The following is a 15377-nucleotide window of genomic DNA, read 5'->3' as shown; positions in this document are numbered from 1 at the left end:
TAACTTAGGGGATGTACTTGTTCTGCGGTGGTGCTATTTTAGAAATCAATATTCTTATAATCATAATTGACATTAAAAGGGATATTAAGCATATCATCCAATATAAGAACCCAAAATCCAATTTCTGTAAAATAGAAATATAATGTTGTTGAAAAAACACTTCATAAAATATCGCTATACTATTCATTGTGACGTGGCAGATTATAGGTACCCATATATTCTTGGTTTTCCAGAAGATATAGGATAAAAACATACCCATTACAAAAGTCATTAATACTAAGTTAATAGAAGTCCAATGTATTACTGAGAATAGAACGGATGAAAGCAATATTGCCAACCAAGGATTTGAGCTCAGGTTTATAATTTTTTTAAAGACAATAAATCTATAAATAATTTCTTCAGAAATTGGACCTAAAATTACCACAATCAAAATATCAAGTAATTTTGGGTGAAAAAATATAATTGAGTTGCCGATATCAAAATATCCTAAAATACTATCAAAATTAAAAAGTGGGTTTAATCCGAATTTCAAAGTGAAACCTAAAATAATTGAATAGAATATAATGGGTTTTGAAATAAATGATTTATTTGTAAAATTTTCAAAATTTTTGTTTCTAAACCTAGCGAAATAGGCAATAAATAATACGTTAGCTGTAAAAACAATTAAATACAAATTATTAATTGGCAAACCCAGTAAGAAAGAAACTAAAACCGGCACCCAAGAAACTAGTATCCAAATTTTTAATATATAGCCTAATGATTTAAGCATAAGATTTTAAATAAAAGGATTGAAGAATATGAGTGTGATTCAAAATTCTTCAATCCTTTGAATAATTAAATAAGCTTAATTTTCAACACTTTAAAATTTTGCTATTTAGGGGTAAAATCAATTTTTTACAATCGAGTATCATTTAGGATAGGCAAATCAAAAATAAACTAAATCTATAGTATAAAAAAAAGCCGCTTAAGTTTGCTATTAAATTTCCGTTGAACTATTAATGCTTTTGTAAAGCATATAAAATGATATCAAAAACAAGATTATGAAAATTGGCAGTAAAAATATAGAGTTGCCCCCGTATGTTCGTTCCAGACCTGTAAATCCAGCCCTTACACCTTGTAATTCATAACCTTCGATACTACCTATCAAATTATGCAAAAAATGAACCCATATGACCAAAGCCAAATTACGCGTACGATAGTAAAGCCAACCAGTAAAAACTGCAAAAAGAAATATAGTCGAAACTAAATATGGATTAAGATGCAATATGGAAAATAGAAATGCAGTAAACAAAATTGAAATCATAGGCCTATTTTTTTTCAACAGACCATCCAAAAAGATTCCTTTAAAAATTGTTTCCTCAAAAAATGGAGCAATCACCAAAACGGCAATTACATCATAAACCCCGTCAAATGGGCTATTTAATATGATATTCGACTGATTGAAATAACTTAAAATTATTTGATAAATTGGGGCGCAAATTGCTAGGTTTAAAAGCAAAACAACAAGACTGCAACGCGCGTATATCCATTTCTTTTTAACAGAAAATCGGTACTGGATTAGGCTTTTTCTCGAAATTAGATGTAGTAATATCAAAGACAGAAAGCAACTAATGAAGAAAAAGCACAATGTCGACAACGTAGTACCAAAGAACAGCTCTGATATTGTCAGTAGACCTATAGTTATGCCAAAGAAACCCAGTGCCATTAAAAGACATTGCCATAAAGTAAAAGGATATATTTCTCTGCTCTTCAAATTCTAATAAAGAATTTATCGGTTAAAATGGTAACAAAAAATTAAGTTGTCTCCAAGTAACTATGTTAATAATATTTTCCCAACCTATATTTCAAGCAAGGGTCCTAAGCCGTGGCTGCACATAAATTAAAAGCCAATTCGAATCAACTCGTTTAACTGAAGAAGAAATCAAATTGGCGTATATAAAATCGAAATTTCTCAATGACAACCATCACTATTGTCTGATACATCAAGGTTCCATCTCAATGGTAGGGTTAAATCGCTCCATGTTGACCGACGAGATTTGGGTACATTTTGAAAATCACATCCGGCACAATCCGGTTCACCAGTTGCTTGACTATACATTGGCATTTCTGGTCCGGTATAATTGCCATAAACCAGAACCTCATCGGCATCATTATAACCTCCCAACCGAATTTCCACCTCGCACTTTTTTTATTTTCATAAAGTTCCACTTAGTAAAGGCCATCAATTCATTACATTTATATTCGTATTACCCGTTGTGCATTTTGAACAAATAAATGGAACCCTGTCAGTTCAAGTGTATCGAGAACCTTTTTCGGACTTAAAGGGTTCTCGATACATTTTCTTCATTTTATTTCGATAAAATACTCGAATTGACATTGAAAAATAAGAAATTCAAAATACACCACTAATTCGTATTAGTAATTGATAGATTTATGTAAGATGCAGAAAATTAGCTATACCGCAAAAGAAATTAGACAAGTTGCTAAACTAATAATTCAAAACGCCGCAACCACCGCCCTAGCCTTCCAAGGCCCAATGGGAGCAGGCAAAACCACACTTATTAAGTCGATTGTAAAGGAGCTTGGCGGAAAAAACGAAGTAAGCAGCCCCACTTTTGGTTTAGTGAATGAATATGAATACGAAAATGGAGATTTACTGGGCTATCATTTTGATTTTTATCGCCTAAATGATGAAACCGAAGCATTGGATTTGGGCTTGGAGGATTATTTTTCTGCTGATGTATGGATTTTTATGGAATGGCCAGAGAAAATTCCAAATCTTTTACCTGAGAGGTTTACGAAACTTCAAATAGAGATTTTAGGTCCCGATGAAAGACGAATTACTATTGATTTTTAACTAAAGCCTTCACTTATTTCTTATAATTACAGCTATTTTTCAAAAAAATAACATCGTTCCTACACCCCTTTTTATTGTATTTTTTCGATGAATGACCGTAAAATCGATAAAATGTTTACTTTTATCGGTAAAACGTGTAATTTTAACGTTTAATAACATTCTATTTGTCCATTTTTTCTTACATTTGCATAGAGAACATAATAATTATCTAAATAAAAACCCCTACGAAAATGAAAAACAAAAGAACTTTTTTAGCGTCAATCGCCCTTGGTGTATTTTTAATGGCCATGGCTGCTCCAGTTGTTATCGATAATCAGGATTTAGGAATAAATAAAGATAAATTCAAGAAAACTAAAAAAGATTTAGATTTAACTCATATCTATAATGGACTTTAAGACGATGAAAATCGTCTTTTTTTATACTTTTTTTTTAATAAAATCGTTAGTCAATGGTAATGTGATTTTCAATGAACACGGAAATAAAGAGGAAAAAGGCGAAAAAAAGTTAATTCTGGAATCTGTTCTAGTCTTTTTCGTTGCCATAACCCCATTTATATACAAGTTGTATGACTATCTGCCAGAAACTCCTGGAGATACTATACATTTTTTTGGGATTTCAATTGGTAGTAACGGATTTCCAGACGTATCAACCTATTTTTGGTTTCTCATTGGCAAAATAGTTCCTCTTTACCTTTTAGTCTTTTGGTTTCTTACCAGCAAGGAGTGGTGGTATCATATAATTATTATTCCTATTGCTATGTATGCTTTTCAACTTTTCGAAGTTCTTTTTGGCTCGGATAAAAATGTTGATGTCGAAAATATCTGGTGGTTGCTTCCAGTTTGTATGACAATAATACCCTTTGTATACTTTATCAGGGTAAAACTCTATGATAAGTATGTGCACGGTATCGATTTAGAAGCCATGGAGGCCGAGTTACAGGAGCTTAAAGAAAAACCTGGCTTAAAAGAAACAAAAACACAAGCTGATAATTTGGAGACTGAAATCTCACAAAATGACTCTTTTTCGGAAGAAATCAATCGAAAGCTCTCCACTGGCAATATAGAAAATATGTTGAGACAGCTTCAACATCGTTTGCAAGATTGGTTGCATCTTAAGTTTTAGTCTACATCCGCTAGGGTTACTTTTCCCATTCAATTTAATTTCCTTAAAAATTGTACATTTGAGTCTATGACCGTTCATTCGGCTTTAGCTAACAGTTTATGAACCAACCCACTTCACCTTTTAGCAAGCAACAATTGCTTCCACAAGAGGAAACCTTAGAAATATTAAAACAAAAAGGGGAACTTTTTATTGGTATCCCCAAGGAAAATCAATACCAGGAAAAACGCATATGTTTAACTCCAGATGCCGTTAACGCAATCACTTCCAATGGTCATCGAATCTTAATTGAGTCCGGAGCTGGGAAAGGATCGCATTACTCAGACCTGGACTACACCAACGCCGGTGGGGAAATCACCAAAGACGTTAATAAGGTTTTTGCATGTCCGTTACTATTAAAAGTAGAGCCCCCAACCCTTTCGGAAATTGGGCTTATCAATCCTCAAACCACCGTAATCTCGGCCTTACAAATCAAAACACAGGACAAAGCTTATTTTGAGGAACTCGCCAGAAAGCGAATTACGGCTATTGCTTTTGAATACATACGAGATGAAGATGGCAAATATCCTGCGGTAAGATCCTTGAGCGAAATTGCAGGAATATCTTCGGTACTCATAGCCGCAGAACTAATGGCCGCAAATAATAAAGGAAACGGACTTATGTTCGGTAATATTAGTGGTGTGCCGCCAGTAGAAGTCGTCATCGTAGGAGCTGGAACGGTTGGTGAGTTCGCAGCAAGATCGGCAATAGGGCTTGGTGCCAACGTTAAGATATTTGATAATTCCATTACTAAACTAAGGAATATACAAACGAATCTTAAGCAGACCATCTACACCTCTACCATTCAACCAAAAAACCTTTTAAAAGCCTTGAAAAGGTGTGATGTAGCCATCGGAGCCACTCGGGGAAAAGATCGTTCCCCGGTTGTAGTGAGCAGTACCATGGTAGAGCATATGAAAAAAGGTGCCGTAATTATTGACGTAAGTATCGACACCGGAGGTTGTTTTGAGACGAGTGAAATTACTGACCATAACAAACCTACCATTGAGAAATTTGGTGTGGTACACTACGGTGTGCCCAATATTCCCTCCAGATACCCAAAGACCGCTAGTGTTTCCATTAGCAATATCTTTACTCCGTATCTTCTAAAAATTGGCGAGGATGGCGGACTGGAAAATTCGCTTCGATTTGATAAAGGTCTACGAAACGGACTGTATATGTACCATGGTATCCTTACGAATAAATCGGTTGGGGAATGGTTCGATTTACAGTACAGTGATATCAATTTCCTTATTTTTTAAAGAACGAACGTATCGCTTTCACATTGTTGGAGAAAGCCATAGTTTTGCCCTATCAAACTTTAATTAGGTTTTAAATGGCATTCCTTAAACGGCTTGGATTTTATTTATTCGGATTAGCTATCGGAATTGTTTTTTTGGCCATGTTCCTGAAGAAAAAATCAGCAGAAACAGGCGTCTATTTCTGTTATCTGCCGAACTGTAGAACTTTAAAGGATATAAGATCAAAACCTTTTTATTACTCGGATGAAGTAAAAGAGCAAATGAATTCAAAAGAAATAGACACTAGTGCTATTAGGGATTTTTTTGTTGATGGTGATATTGATTTTGGAAATAGTGATACGAAATCGTCGCCATGTAAAACTTATCTTATCGAAGGTATACTTTTGGAGAAAGAAGCGTTAGTGACCTTAAGAAACTGTAAGGAAAAAGCGATTCTGGAATCAATCTCCTTCATTCAGAATAACTAAGATAACAAGCTTATATTTTTCTACGTTTACGCTCCTTTTTTATCAAAGATAATTCCCTGCTCGTTTGTCCAGCAACCGAGGTATTTTCCTCTGCCCTACGAATTAAATAAGGCATAACGTCCCTTACCGGACCAAAGGGCAAATATTTTGCAACATTGTAACCACTTTCGGCTAGGTTAAAGGAAATGTGGTCGCTCATACCATATAGTTGACCGAACCAGATTCTAGTATCGTTCTTTTCAATTTCCTTTTCTTCAATCAATTTTATTAATTTATAACAGCTTTCCTCATTATGCGTTCCAGAAAAAAGGGAAATCATATCCAAGTGATTTACCATATAGACGACGGTAGCATCAAAATTTTCGTCCGTTTCTTTTTTAGAGGCACAGATTGGGGTTGGATAGCCTTTCTCCAGAGCCCTTTCATTTTCCTTTTCCATATAGGCACCCCTAACCACTTTTATTCCAATCTTAAAGTCATCTTTCACAGCCTTGGTATGCAGTTCTTTTAAATAAGAGAGTCTGTCCCATCGATAGGTTTGCAAAGTATTAAACACAATGGCCTTATTACGATTGTATTTCCGCATCATTTGTTCTACCAGGTCATCGGCTGCATCTTGCATCCAACTCTCTTCTCCATCGATTAATAAGGATACGTCAAGATCATAAGCTTTTTTACAGACCTTATCAAATCGGTTTACGACACGTTGCCATTCCGCCTGCTCCTTTTCTGAGAGTTCTTTCTTTTCACTGATTTTTTGATAAAGGGCAAAACGGCCAAAACCGCTTGGTTTGAACACGGCAAAGGGGATGGCTTCCTTTTCCTTGACAAAATCTAGAATCTTTAGAATAATTTTGGTCGCATTATCAAAAGGGTCCTCCTCATCTTTTCCTTCTACAGAGTAATCCAATACCGAACTTACTTTTTTCTGCCACATCTTATCAACGACGGGTAAACAGTCCTCTTCGTTGACACCGCCACAAAAATGGTCAAAAACGGTAGCCCTTATGAGTCCCTCAACCGGTAAGTGGGTTTTTATGGCAAAATTGGTCATTATGGTACCGATTTTCACCAAGGGTTCGTTTGCAATCATTTTGAAAAGAAAATAGGCTCTTTCCAACTCCGAATCAGTTTTTAACGAAAATGCTGTTTCGGTATTCTCAAAAATTCGCTCCATTTATAAAGTTTTCACCACCTATCAAATATAAACACAGAATTTATATTCCTCCGATTAAAAATAACCTTTATTTTGCGGCATAAATGTAAGTTCAACGTTTGTAGATTATACTGTTTTAAATGGAATCCATACTATCCGATTCATACGCTGTTCATTTTAATGAAAAAGCTTTTGATGCCTTGAACAAGGAGCTAAATTCAGTTTCTTATTCTAAAATATTTATCCTCGTGGATGAAAATACACACGACCATTGCCTACCCAGCTTCATGGGACGTATTAATGGTGATTATCCATTTGAAATCATTGAAATAGAATCCGGGGAGGTTAATAAGACCATAGAAACCTGTACCGGAGTTTGGGAAGCACTATCCGAATTGGGAGCGGATCGGAAAAGCATCCTTATTAATCTTGGTGGTGGCGTACTTACAGATTTAGGAGGTTTTGTGGCTTCAACCTTTAAAAGAGGAATTACATTCGTTAATGTGCCTACTACCCTATTATCCATGGTAGATGCTTCTGTTGGAGGAAAAACGGGCGTTGACTTAGGTTCTCTAAAAAATCAAATAGGAGTCATCAATCAGCCAAAGATGGTTCTTATCATTCCAGATTTTCTAGAAACCTTGGAGGAGCGACAGGTTAAAAGTGGTTTCGCAGAAATGTTGAAGCATGGGTTGATAAAAGATAGAAAATATTGGGACGAGCTAAAGACGGTTTCAATACTATCTCAGATGAAAGAACATATTTTACAATCCGTTAAAATAAAAAATGAAGTGGTTCTCGAAGACCCAACAGAACAGGGACTGCGTAAAATTTTGAATTACGGCCATACGCTAGGTCACGCAATAGAATCCTATTTTCTAGAATCTAAAGAAAAAGCCACGCTTCTTCACGGTGAGGCAATTGCCATTGGAATGATAACCGAAGGCTACCTTTCGCACAAGTTAATAGGGCTTCCGCTTTCCGAGCTTGATGAAATTAAGAATGTTTTCCTCAAGCATTATAATAAGGTTGTTTTTTCTAAAGACGATATAACTCAAATATTGGCATTGTTAAAATATGATAAGAAGAACTCCCACGGGAGCGTTAATTTCGTTTTATTGAACAACATAGGTGAAACGTCTATAGACTTAGAAATTCCACCAGAAATGTTCCCGGAAGCGTTCGCTTACTACATGGAATAAAAACTTCATATACTAAAAAGAGCTGTTTCACAACTCTTTATTAGTCCCAGTTATTTTTATACTTAGTTTAGGTCTAAGACAAACCAATCAAACCTACGCCTTATGACCAGACGTTTAGTAGATTACCGAAAATTAGACAATTCCTTAGCTAAATTATTGATAGACAGTTATCCATACGGCTATGGCGATGAGGATATCATAGTCTTTAAAAACGTAACCGGGGAAATTATCGAAGCCGTGGAAATTAGAACGGAAGACACCCTATACCTCGTAAAAATAAGTAAGAGTCTTTCCAATTTCATTGCAAATTTTGAGGAGAATATTGAAAAAGAATTGGAAGCAAAGCCAGATTCTATTTCAGAGGAAGAAGTCGTACCTGAAATAGAAAACGAAATGGAGCTGGATTTTGAAGAGGATGAATATTAATCCTGTAAATACCTCTCCCTAATTACATCCCTATGATGCCTTTGATGTCCGCAAATAATAAAACCTAAAGCGGCAACGGAAGTCTCAGAATCGCTTGCAACACCCACTTTTTGTAAATCGGCTCTATCAAAGGAAGAATATAACGCGATTGTTGACTTCCTTACAGCAATATATTCCTCAACTAAAGATTTCTTGGTTCTATTGTTCGCATTAGAGTTTGGCACGAATAAATCTTGATCAAACCCTGGCAGTGGTGTCCTGTCCATTCGTGCAAAGCGTAACGCCCTATACTGAAAAACACGCTCGGTATCAATGATATGAAGTAGGACCTCCGCTATTGTCCATTTGTCCTTACCGTAAGCATAATACAATTTCTCCTCAGGAATGGATTTTATGAATTTTGGAAAATTATCGCATTGTTTACTTAATGTTTCCTTTAAATCACCATTGCCCAAGGCATTGATATAAACTTGATAATAAGGATTGTATTCATTCTTTCTAAGTTCTGAAACGTTCATGGCTTTAAACTAAAATTCCCGATTTTTATGAAAATCGGGAATAGATTATACATTGTTACATTTTACAATTCGTTAAAGATGGTATGCATCAAACGTTTTTTGTCATTAAAGCTTTCTTCCAAAGAAATCATGGTCTCCGTTCGGCTAATACCGTCTATATCATCAATCTTAAAAATGATGTTTTTCGCATGCGTCGTGTCCTTGGCCCTGATTTTACAAAAGATATTAAACTTACCTGTTGTAATGTGGGCAATGGTTACGTTGGGTATTTGATTTAAACGTTCCAAGACAAATTTGGTTTGGTGTGTTTTTTCTAGGAAGATGCCAACATAGGCAATAAATGCATATCCCAATTTTACATAATCCAATGTAAGAGATGAACCTTTGATGATGCCCGACTCTTCCATCTTTTTTACGCGTACATGAACGGTGCCTGCAGAAATTAATAACTTTTTGGCTATGTCCGTAAAAGGGGTTCTGGTGTTGTCAATCAACATATCCAGAATCTGATGGTCTATTTCGTCTAATTTAACTTTACCCATGATTGATTATTTTTTGGCAAAAATAGCTAATTGTGAAATTAAATTCAACGAAAGTTGGTTTTATTTATTAAAAATGTAAAGATATTTTGATTTTGTCTATAAATAATCAACAAAAAATTACCTTAAAAGATTGGTAATACCATTGTTGGTTAACCATTCTACATCCTTCTTTTTCTTACAATCCACTACTTTATGCCCGAAAAAATCGAATGCCTCTAAGGATTTGTTTACAATTTCAGGTTCAAAATAAATTTCATTTTCATGGAGGATTTCCCTGAATAAAATTCCGATGCTATCCTCAATAGATAATGATTTATCGATAATTCCAGCGTTTTTGATAATTACATCGTAAAACTGCTTACCGTTCTCAGGTATGTCATTGTAATCTTGTACAGAATAATCCAATATTTTATTTGAGATAATAATATCGATAGAAGTTTTTAATGCGATGAAAATAAACTTCCTGGTCTTTTCACGAGCGTAATCCTTGGAAAAGTGCCCGGCCTCGAAAAGAATAGTCGGGGTGTTGGTCATTTGAAAGCTATCACCCACACAGTTGGGATTAAATGAATCATCATATCGTCCTACCTGCCCTGGAATTGTTTGTTGCAATGTTTCGTTCATCCCGGCAATCAATTGCATGCTCGCGTTTCGGGATGCGGACATACTTCTTTCCTCATCAAATGCCGGGGCTAGAAAGGATACGGTTGCAGGTTTATTGGTTTTACCCACATTATAAATAGTCCGCTGGTCATGTAGGTTATAGCAGTAGTGAGGCTTAAAAGCGTCAAAACAAGTTTTTAATGCTACACTTTCCGGCTGCGTTTGGTCTTGGGCATCTCTATTTAAATCTATTTCATTTGCATTGACCCGAGTATAAGCCGCTGCACCATCAGGGTTTAAAATCGGAATAATCTTAATCGTACAGTTTTGAAAGCACCGTCCCGATTCCTCACTAGGTAGACTGAAAAAATTTAAAAAGTCCATCGCAGCCTTGGTGGTGGTAGATTCATTACCGTGCATTTGAGACCACATGAGAATACGTATTGGCCCTTCCCCGAATGTGATACATTTTATCGGTTTATTTTCAACAGATTTACCTATGACACTAATGGCAAAACGCTTGTCCAATGAGGTTATAAAACCAGAAATAGAATCATTCGTTAGGTATCTACCAATTACCTCGTGTACTTTAAAATTATTATAAATAGCATCCTTCAAATCAATCTAAATTTTCTGAACACCAAAAATACTACAGATAAAATTTACAATTGTAAACGGCTAAATACGATTTGTTGATTACAATGACCAACAAATTCGTTAAATTTAATTAAACTTCTCATTACTTCATTTAATAATCATTAAACTAGTACTTTAAAGTATTTTATCTTAATTTATACTTCCAGTAATTTAAATAAATATCATTGATTCATTAATTATTTGGCTGAGAAAAATTCGCCTTTGATGTAACTTTGTAAACGGCTATGAACAACGAAGACATTATAAGGAGATTGGAGCAAATCCTAAAGCACTACGAATTGTCCGCATCGACTTTTGCGGATAAAATTAAGGTGCAACGCTCCAGTCTCTCCCATTTACTCCACGGTAGAAACAAGCCGAGTCTAGATTTTATTTTAAAAATTGACAGCGCTTTTCCAGAAGTGGATCTCTATTGGCTTTTGTACGGAAAAGGAGTTTTTCCTGCCAAAGCCGACAAATCAGATCTGCAGTCTTTTTCAGCTGCAACCCACGGCGACACTTCGAACAATCAGAATTCAAACAATTCGGAAAAATCTATAGAAAAGATTGTAATTTTTTATAAGGATGGAACCTTCAAGTCCTTCAAAGAACATTAACGATAGTTGATACGCAGATTTCCGATCAAAGCATTCGGCATAAATCCTATTTTGATTATTTTGCATGGATGTATAAAAAATTCTTCTTAGCCAGTTTATCCCTACTTTTATTTCAATCTTGTTATCAGCCAGAAAGAGATTGCGCTCTGTATCGTACTGGAACTTTCAAGTTTAATTATGAAATTGGCGACACCATAAAAACAGGGCGTTTTGTACGTGATGAGGCTTATAGTGTAGACTACTATGAGGATCAGATAGACAGTGCTACAGTACGCTGGTTTAACGATTGTGAGTTTGTGTTGCAGGACATAAACAGTAAGGTGGCCATTCAATATAAAATCATTAGCACTACAGATAGTTCTTACACTTTTCAATATAAAAGTGCAGTCAAGGATCCTAATAAAAAATTAATCGTTAAAACAGGAACTGCTTATAAAATCAACTAATCATGTTCGAAATTTTTACAAGCCCAGACGCATGGATAGCGTTATTGACCCTTACCTTTTTGGAAATAATATTAGGCATAGACAACATTATATTTATATCAATAGCAGCGGGAAAGCTTGAGAAAGGCCAGCGCAAAAAAGCAACTAATATCGGGCTCGTTTTGGCCATGGTCATGCGTATCGTACTTCTTTTTGGAATATCCTTACTTACAGCGATGAAAAAACCATTTTGGGTGCTGGACACCGATTGGATAACAGGTGGCATAAGTGGACAGGGTATCATTCTATTTGCAGGTGGTCTCTTTTTGCTATATAAGAGCACGAAGGAAATACATGAAAAAGTTGAGGATAGGGGTCATGACGAGCGTGAGGTTAAAAAAGCACGTGGCACCACCCTTACTGAGGCCATTATACAGATTACGGTAATCAATATTGTTTTTTCTTTTGATTCTATTCTAACCGCAATAGGGATGACAAACGGCATCTCCCCCAACCCGAACGATGCACTGATATTGATGATTGTTGCTGTGGTCATTTCCGTAATAATTATGATGCTTTTTGCCAATCCGGTTGGCGAGTTTGTGAACAGACATCCTTCCATACAGATACTTGGACTTTCTTTCCTTATTCTAATCGGTTTTATGCTGATTGCGGAATCGGCGCATCTAAGCCATTTAATCGTATTTGGAAATGAAGTGGGCAGCATACCCAAAGGATATCTATATTTTGCCATCGCATTTTCCCTAATGGTCGAGTTTTTTGATTTGAGGATGAAGAAGAATCAAACCCCATTGGAGACTGAAGAAGATTTGTAATAAATTAGTGCTCTCAATACTTTACTACGCCTTAGTTTTAGAAAACTAATTTGGGGTTAATTGTAAAAATTACCTATTTTGGATGGGACATCAATAGTCCAGACCCTTATAAAAATTATTAGAATCGATACAGATGAAAAAAAATCATAAAAGGAAGTCAGTAATTTCCAGAAGGTCGTTTGTCAAGAATACGGCAATCGCCTCTTCCATATTTCTCGTACCACGCCATGTTTTAGGCGGCCCTGGTTATATTGCTCCTAGTGATCGTCTTAACCTGGCTGCCATAGGTTCCGGAGGAAAAGGTATTAGTGATATAATGAACGCTTCGGTATCTGGGCGTGAAAAAGTTTCGGCTTTGTGCGATGTAGATTTCTCAGGTTCAGCCTCCCGGTCCGTAGAAGCATTTCCTAAAGCCAAATTGTACGATGATTTTAGAGTAATGTTGGATAAACAGAAAAACATCGATGCGGTGACAATCTCTACCCCAGACCACGTGCATGGACCCGCTGCAAAATGGGCTATGGAAAGAGGTATTCATGTTTATGTTCAAAAACCGATGACCCATAACATTAAGGAAGCTAGAATGCTTACTGAAATGGCCAGGACGAATAAAATTGTCAGCCAAATGGGGAACCAAGGCGGCTCTAACCCCCTGTTAAAAATGGTTCAAAAATGGATAGACGAAGATAAGATAGGGGCAGTTTCTAAAGTACAGGTATGGACCAATAGACCAGTTTGGCCACAAGGAGGTCAAATGCCAGAACCAGAACCAAGTAAAAAACCGGAGGACCTTTACTGGAACCTTTGGCTCGGACCTGCGCCGGAAAGGGCATTTACTCCAAATCTGCATCCTTTTAATTGGAGGGGCTGGTGGGACTATGGTACTGGGGCACTTGGCGATGTTGGGTGTCACCTTATTGACATTCCTTTTAGGACCTTAAATCTAAAATATCCAACGGATGCTGAATGTAGCGTTGGTTCTGTTTTCTCGCAAATGTGGACACCGGATTACAATCCTGAAGGTTGTCCGGCATCATCGTTTATCACCCTACATTTTGATGCGACGGAAAAAAGTAAATCTAGAATAGAAATGACTTGGAGTGACGGCGGCATACGACCGTCCCATCCAGATATCATCCCGGCTAATGACGATATTGGTGGAAAAAACAGTCAAAATGGCGTATTGATCATTGGCGAAAAAGGAATTATTTCCACGAATATAAATGACAGTTCACCACTTATGCCTAAACTCTATTTAAATGATGGCACAACAGAATTTGGACCTGAAGTTGAAGAAAATCTAGAACCAGAGTATGGCCACCAAAGAAAATGGGTGGACGCCTGTAAAGCTGGTTTTAATAGTCCAGAGCATCTAGCACTCACCTCTTCTTTCGACTATGCAGGACCGATGACCGAAACTGTACTGATGGGAAATTTGGCGATAAGGAGTTATATGCTACAAAAAGAGAATAGTGAAGGTAAGATGGAGTTTTTTGCCCGTAAAAAATTGTTATGGGACGGCGAAAATATGAGGATTACCAATCTCGAAGAGGCCAATCAATTTGTGGGAAGGACATATAGGGATGGATGGGAGGTGTAACTCCCAAAACGTAATTTTTGAAAACATCCATTAATTGGGCCTACTAAAAGCCAATTCTGGATTTTCGGCAAGCTGCTCTTTAAAGAGCCGTTGTTGCTGCCTCACGGTCATTGTACTGCCGTCGTGGCTCCAACCTGGAGGCCCGAAAATGTACATAAGTTTGTGTGAAAGCTTGTCCACCTTCTTGACATCGGCCCAAATGTCCTTAAACTCATGCGTGAGTATGACCAAAGGATTATAGGACTGTGGCGCGTGAATGACTCCGAACTTTACTTCCACATCATCATCCAATTCTTTCCAAGTACCAAATATTTTATCAAAAATGTTTAAGAAGCCACCATGGTTCTTATCCAAGTATTGAACGTTTTGCGAATGGTGCACCTGATGCATTGTATGGGTATTGAAAATCTTTTCCACCCATCCCATTTTAGGGACATATTTTGAATGCAACTGAAATTGCCAAAAGGACTCTATGGCCAAAGCGAATATAACGACCTCAACGGGAAAACCAACTGCCGGCATCCACATGTAAAAGAAAGGTTTATATAATAAGGTAAACCAACCGTTTCGTATGGCGGTGCCCAGATTAAAGTGATCTGAAGAGTGGTGTACGATATGCGCTGCCCATAACAATCGAATTTCGTGATTCGCCCTATGGAACCAGTAGTAGGTAAAATCGTCCGCTAACTGACAGAGCAAAAACACATACCAGGCGTAACCAAAGGATTCGTAACCCATAATATTAGTACGCACTCCGTCCACCAAAGGATTAAAGAGTTCATAGGTAAAATTGAAGACCACAATAAGTACGGTGACCTTAAGCAATGGTCCTAAAATAGCGGATCCTATACCCATCGCACCACTAGCCATTAAGTCTTTCCATACGTAAAGCTCTTTATCACCATGGGTATGACTATAAGTAATTTCTAACAGAATAAAAGCTATGAAACAGGGTACTCCGTAAATGAGGGGGTTTGTTAAATCCATTCTTCTTTATGCAATTTTCCGTCAAATATAGACATTAATAATACCATAGGTTGTATTGTTTAACCTTTAACATCCTAACGGTGAG

Annotated in this window: 20 protein-coding genes; 12 read left to right on the top strand and 8 right to left on the bottom strand. The window is 36.6% G+C overall.

Annotation, left to right across the window (positions count from 1 at the left end; all coding sequences use genetic code 11):
• Positions 1-4: 4 nt before the first annotated feature.
• Together N8A89_RS16325 and N8A89_RS17825 are read right to left on the bottom strand one after the other, a co-directional pair.
• A complete protein-coding gene (locus N8A89_RS16325) occupies positions 5-769 on the bottom strand; it encodes a CPBP family intramembrane glutamic endopeptidase (protein ID WP_289644618.1) in 765 nt (254 codons plus the stop codon).
• A 207-nt stretch (positions 770-976) separates the two neighbouring features.
• Positions 977-1498: a CPBP family intramembrane glutamic endopeptidase gene (locus N8A89_RS17825; protein ID WP_430682031.1), complete on the bottom strand. Its 522-nt coding sequence runs from the start codon at positions 1496-1498 to the stop codon at positions 977-979.
• A gap of 112 nt (positions 1499-1610) precedes the next feature.
• Here N8A89_RS17825 and N8A89_RS16320 point away from each other — a divergent pair, with 112 nt between their 5' ends.
• Complete coding sequence (locus tag N8A89_RS16320; RefSeq protein ID WP_289644617.1) at positions 1611-1760, top strand: hypothetical protein; 150 nt, start codon at positions 1611-1613, stop codon at positions 1758-1760.
• 191 nt (positions 1761-1951) lie between these two features.
• Here N8A89_RS16320 and N8A89_RS16315 read toward each other — a convergent pair whose 3' ends face one another.
• Positions 1952-2176: a hypothetical protein gene (locus N8A89_RS16315; RefSeq protein ID WP_281543181.1), complete on the bottom strand. Its 225-nt coding sequence runs from the start codon at positions 2174-2176 to the stop codon at positions 1952-1954.
• A 264-nt stretch (positions 2177-2440) separates the two neighbouring features.
• Here N8A89_RS16315 and tsaE point away from each other — a divergent pair, with 264 nt between their 5' ends.
• The 5 genes from tsaE to N8A89_RS16290 all read left to right on the top strand — a co-directional run bounded on the left by tsaE (position 2441) and on the right by N8A89_RS16290 (position 5744).
• Positions 2441-2857 (top strand): tRNA (adenosine(37)-N6)-threonylcarbamoyltransferase complex ATPase subunit type 1 TsaE, encoded by a 417-nt coding sequence (gene tsaE, locus N8A89_RS16310; protein WP_281543180.1) that lies wholly within the window; start codon positions 2441-2443, stop codon positions 2855-2857.
• 230 nt (positions 2858-3087) lie between these two features.
• Entirely contained in the window at positions 3088-3252 is a 165-nt protein-coding gene (locus tag N8A89_RS16305) for a hypothetical protein (protein WP_289644616.1), read from the top strand.
• A complete protein-coding gene (locus N8A89_RS16300) occupies positions 3242-3979 on the top strand; it encodes a hypothetical protein (RefSeq protein ID WP_289644615.1) in 738 nt (245 codons plus the stop codon). Before N8A89_RS16305 ends, N8A89_RS16300 begins: the two co-directional genes overlap by 11 nt.
• A gap of 98 nt (positions 3980-4077) precedes the next feature.
• Complete coding sequence (locus N8A89_RS16295; protein ID WP_281543177.1) at positions 4078-5277, top strand: alanine dehydrogenase; 1200 nt, start codon at positions 4078-4080, stop codon at positions 5275-5277.
• 74 nt (positions 5278-5351) lie between these two features.
• A complete protein-coding gene (locus N8A89_RS16290; RefSeq protein WP_281543176.1) occupies positions 5352-5744 on the top strand; it encodes a DUF4258 domain-containing protein in 393 nt (130 codons plus the stop codon).
• A gap of 10 nt (positions 5745-5754) precedes the next feature.
• On the opposite strand, the gene N8A89_RS16285 is transcribed toward N8A89_RS16290, so the two are convergent.
• Complete coding sequence (locus N8A89_RS16285; RefSeq protein ID WP_281543175.1) at positions 5755-6921, bottom strand: proline dehydrogenase family protein; 1167 nt, start codon at positions 6919-6921, stop codon at positions 5755-5757.
• Positions 6922-7040: 119 nt separating this feature from the next.
• Between N8A89_RS16285 and aroB the strand changes: the two genes are divergently transcribed.
• Positions 7041-8102 carry a 3-dehydroquinate synthase gene (gene aroB / locus N8A89_RS16280; protein WP_281543174.1) on the top strand — a complete coding sequence of 354 codons (1062 nt, stop codon included), beginning with the start codon at positions 7041-7043 and terminating at the stop codon, positions 8100-8102.
• A gap of 102 nt (positions 8103-8204) precedes the next feature.
• A complete protein-coding gene (locus N8A89_RS16275) occupies positions 8205-8528 on the top strand; it encodes a hypothetical protein (RefSeq protein ID WP_281543173.1) in 324 nt (107 codons plus the stop codon).
• On the opposite strand, the gene N8A89_RS16270 is transcribed toward N8A89_RS16275, so the two are convergent.
• From N8A89_RS16270 to N8A89_RS16260, 3 genes are all read right to left on the bottom strand, one after another.
• Entirely contained in the window at positions 8525-9046 is a 522-nt protein-coding gene (locus tag N8A89_RS16270) for a DinB family protein (RefSeq protein WP_281543172.1), read from the bottom strand. The genes N8A89_RS16275 and N8A89_RS16270 overlap by 4 nt on opposite strands.
• 62 nt (positions 9047-9108) lie before the next feature.
• Positions 9109-9588, bottom strand: coding sequence for an Lrp/AsnC family transcriptional regulator (locus tag N8A89_RS16265; protein WP_281543171.1), 480 nt, complete (start codon positions 9586-9588; stop codon positions 9109-9111).
• A gap of 117 nt (positions 9589-9705) precedes the next feature.
• The gene (locus tag N8A89_RS16260) at positions 9706-10809 is read right to left on the bottom strand and encodes a M14 family metallopeptidase (protein ID WP_281543170.1); all 1104 of its coding nucleotides are present in this window, start codon (positions 10807-10809) and stop codon (positions 9706-9708) included.
• A 263-nt stretch (positions 10810-11072) separates the two neighbouring features.
• Here N8A89_RS16260 and N8A89_RS16255 point away from each other — a divergent pair, with 263 nt between their 5' ends.
• The 4 genes from N8A89_RS16255 (at position 11073) to N8A89_RS16240 (ending at position 14305) form a co-directional block, all read left to right on the top strand.
• Positions 11073-11444 (top strand): helix-turn-helix domain-containing protein, encoded by a 372-nt coding sequence (locus tag N8A89_RS16255; RefSeq protein WP_281543169.1) that lies wholly within the window; start codon positions 11073-11075, stop codon positions 11442-11444.
• A 68-nt stretch (positions 11445-11512) separates the two neighbouring features.
• Complete coding sequence (locus N8A89_RS16250) at positions 11513-11890, top strand: hypothetical protein (RefSeq protein ID WP_281543168.1); 378 nt, start codon at positions 11513-11515, stop codon at positions 11888-11890.
• Positions 11891-11892: 2 nt separating this feature from the next.
• Positions 11893-12705 carry a TerC family protein gene (locus tag N8A89_RS16245; protein ID WP_281543167.1) on the top strand — a complete coding sequence of 271 codons (813 nt, stop codon included), beginning with the start codon at positions 11893-11895 and terminating at the stop codon, positions 12703-12705.
• A 133-nt stretch (positions 12706-12838) separates the two neighbouring features.
• Entirely contained in the window at positions 12839-14305 is a 1467-nt protein-coding gene (locus N8A89_RS16240; protein ID WP_281543166.1) for a Gfo/Idh/MocA family protein, read from the top strand.
• 30 nt (positions 14306-14335) lie between these two features.
• On the opposite strand, the gene N8A89_RS16235 is transcribed toward N8A89_RS16240, so the two are convergent.
• Complete coding sequence (locus N8A89_RS16235; protein ID WP_289644614.1) at positions 14336-15292, bottom strand: sterol desaturase family protein; 957 nt, start codon at positions 15290-15292, stop codon at positions 14336-14338.
• Positions 15293-15377: the final 85 nt, after the last annotated feature.

The sequence above is a fragment of the Maribacter aestuarii genome (assembly GCF_027474845.2).
Taxonomy (GTDB): Bacteria; Bacteroidota; Bacteroidia; order Flavobacteriales; family Flavobacteriaceae; genus Maribacter; species Maribacter aestuarii.
Note: the sequence above shows the minus strand (reverse complement) of the source record. Positions and strands in the feature narration are given on the sequence as shown.

What these genes read in the sequence shown, in the direction of transcription:
- N8A89_RS16325 (WP_289644618.1), bottom strand. Translation starts at nt 769, where the DNA reads ATGCTTAAATCATTAGGCTATATATTAAAAATTTGGATACTAGTTTCT.
- N8A89_RS16320 (WP_289644617.1), top strand. Translation starts at nt 1,611, where the DNA reads ATGAAGAAAAAGCACAATGTCGACAACGTAGTACCAAAGAACAGCTCT.
- tsaE (WP_281543180.1), top strand. Translation starts at nt 2,441, where the DNA reads ATGCAGAAAATTAGCTATACCGCAAAAGAAATTAGACAAGTTGCTAAA.
- N8A89_RS16305 (WP_289644616.1), top strand. Translation starts at nt 3,088, where the DNA reads ATGAAAAACAAAAGAACTTTTTTAGCGTCAATCGCCCTTGGTGTATTT.
- N8A89_RS16300 (WP_289644615.1), top strand. Translation starts at nt 3,242, where the DNA reads ATGGACTTTAAGACGATGAAAATCGTCTTTTTTTATACTTTTTTTTTA.
- N8A89_RS16295 (WP_281543177.1), top strand. Translation starts at nt 4,078, where the DNA reads ATGAACCAACCCACTTCACCTTTTAGCAAGCAACAATTGCTTCCACAA.
- N8A89_RS16290 (WP_281543176.1), top strand. Translation starts at nt 5,352, where the DNA reads ATGGCATTCCTTAAACGGCTTGGATTTTATTTATTCGGATTAGCTATC.
- N8A89_RS16285 (WP_281543175.1), bottom strand. Translation starts at nt 6,921, where the DNA reads ATGGAGCGAATTTTTGAGAATACCGAAACAGCATTTTCGTTAAAAACT.
- aroB (WP_281543174.1), top strand. Translation starts at nt 7,041, where the DNA reads ATGGAATCCATACTATCCGATTCATACGCTGTTCATTTTAATGAAAAA.
- N8A89_RS16275 (WP_281543173.1), top strand. Translation starts at nt 8,205, where the DNA reads ATGACCAGACGTTTAGTAGATTACCGAAAATTAGACAATTCCTTAGCT.
- N8A89_RS16270 (WP_281543172.1), bottom strand. Translation starts at nt 9,046, where the DNA reads ATGAACGTTTCAGAACTTAGAAAGAATGAATACAATCCTTATTATCAA.
- N8A89_RS16265 (WP_281543171.1), bottom strand. Translation starts at nt 9,588, where the DNA reads ATGGGTAAAGTTAAATTAGACGAAATAGACCATCAGATTCTGGATATG.
- N8A89_RS16255 (WP_281543169.1), top strand. Translation starts at nt 11,073, where the DNA reads ATGAACAACGAAGACATTATAAGGAGATTGGAGCAAATCCTAAAGCAC.
- N8A89_RS16250 (WP_281543168.1), top strand. Translation starts at nt 11,513, where the DNA reads ATGTATAAAAAATTCTTCTTAGCCAGTTTATCCCTACTTTTATTTCAA.
- N8A89_RS16245 (WP_281543167.1), top strand. Translation starts at nt 11,893, where the DNA reads ATGTTCGAAATTTTTACAAGCCCAGACGCATGGATAGCGTTATTGACC.
- N8A89_RS16240 (WP_281543166.1), top strand. Translation starts at nt 12,839, where the DNA reads ATGAAAAAAAATCATAAAAGGAAGTCAGTAATTTCCAGAAGGTCGTTT.
- N8A89_RS16235 (WP_289644614.1), bottom strand. Translation starts at nt 15,292, where the DNA reads ATGGATTTAACAAACCCCCTCATTTACGGAGTACCCTGTTTCATAGCT.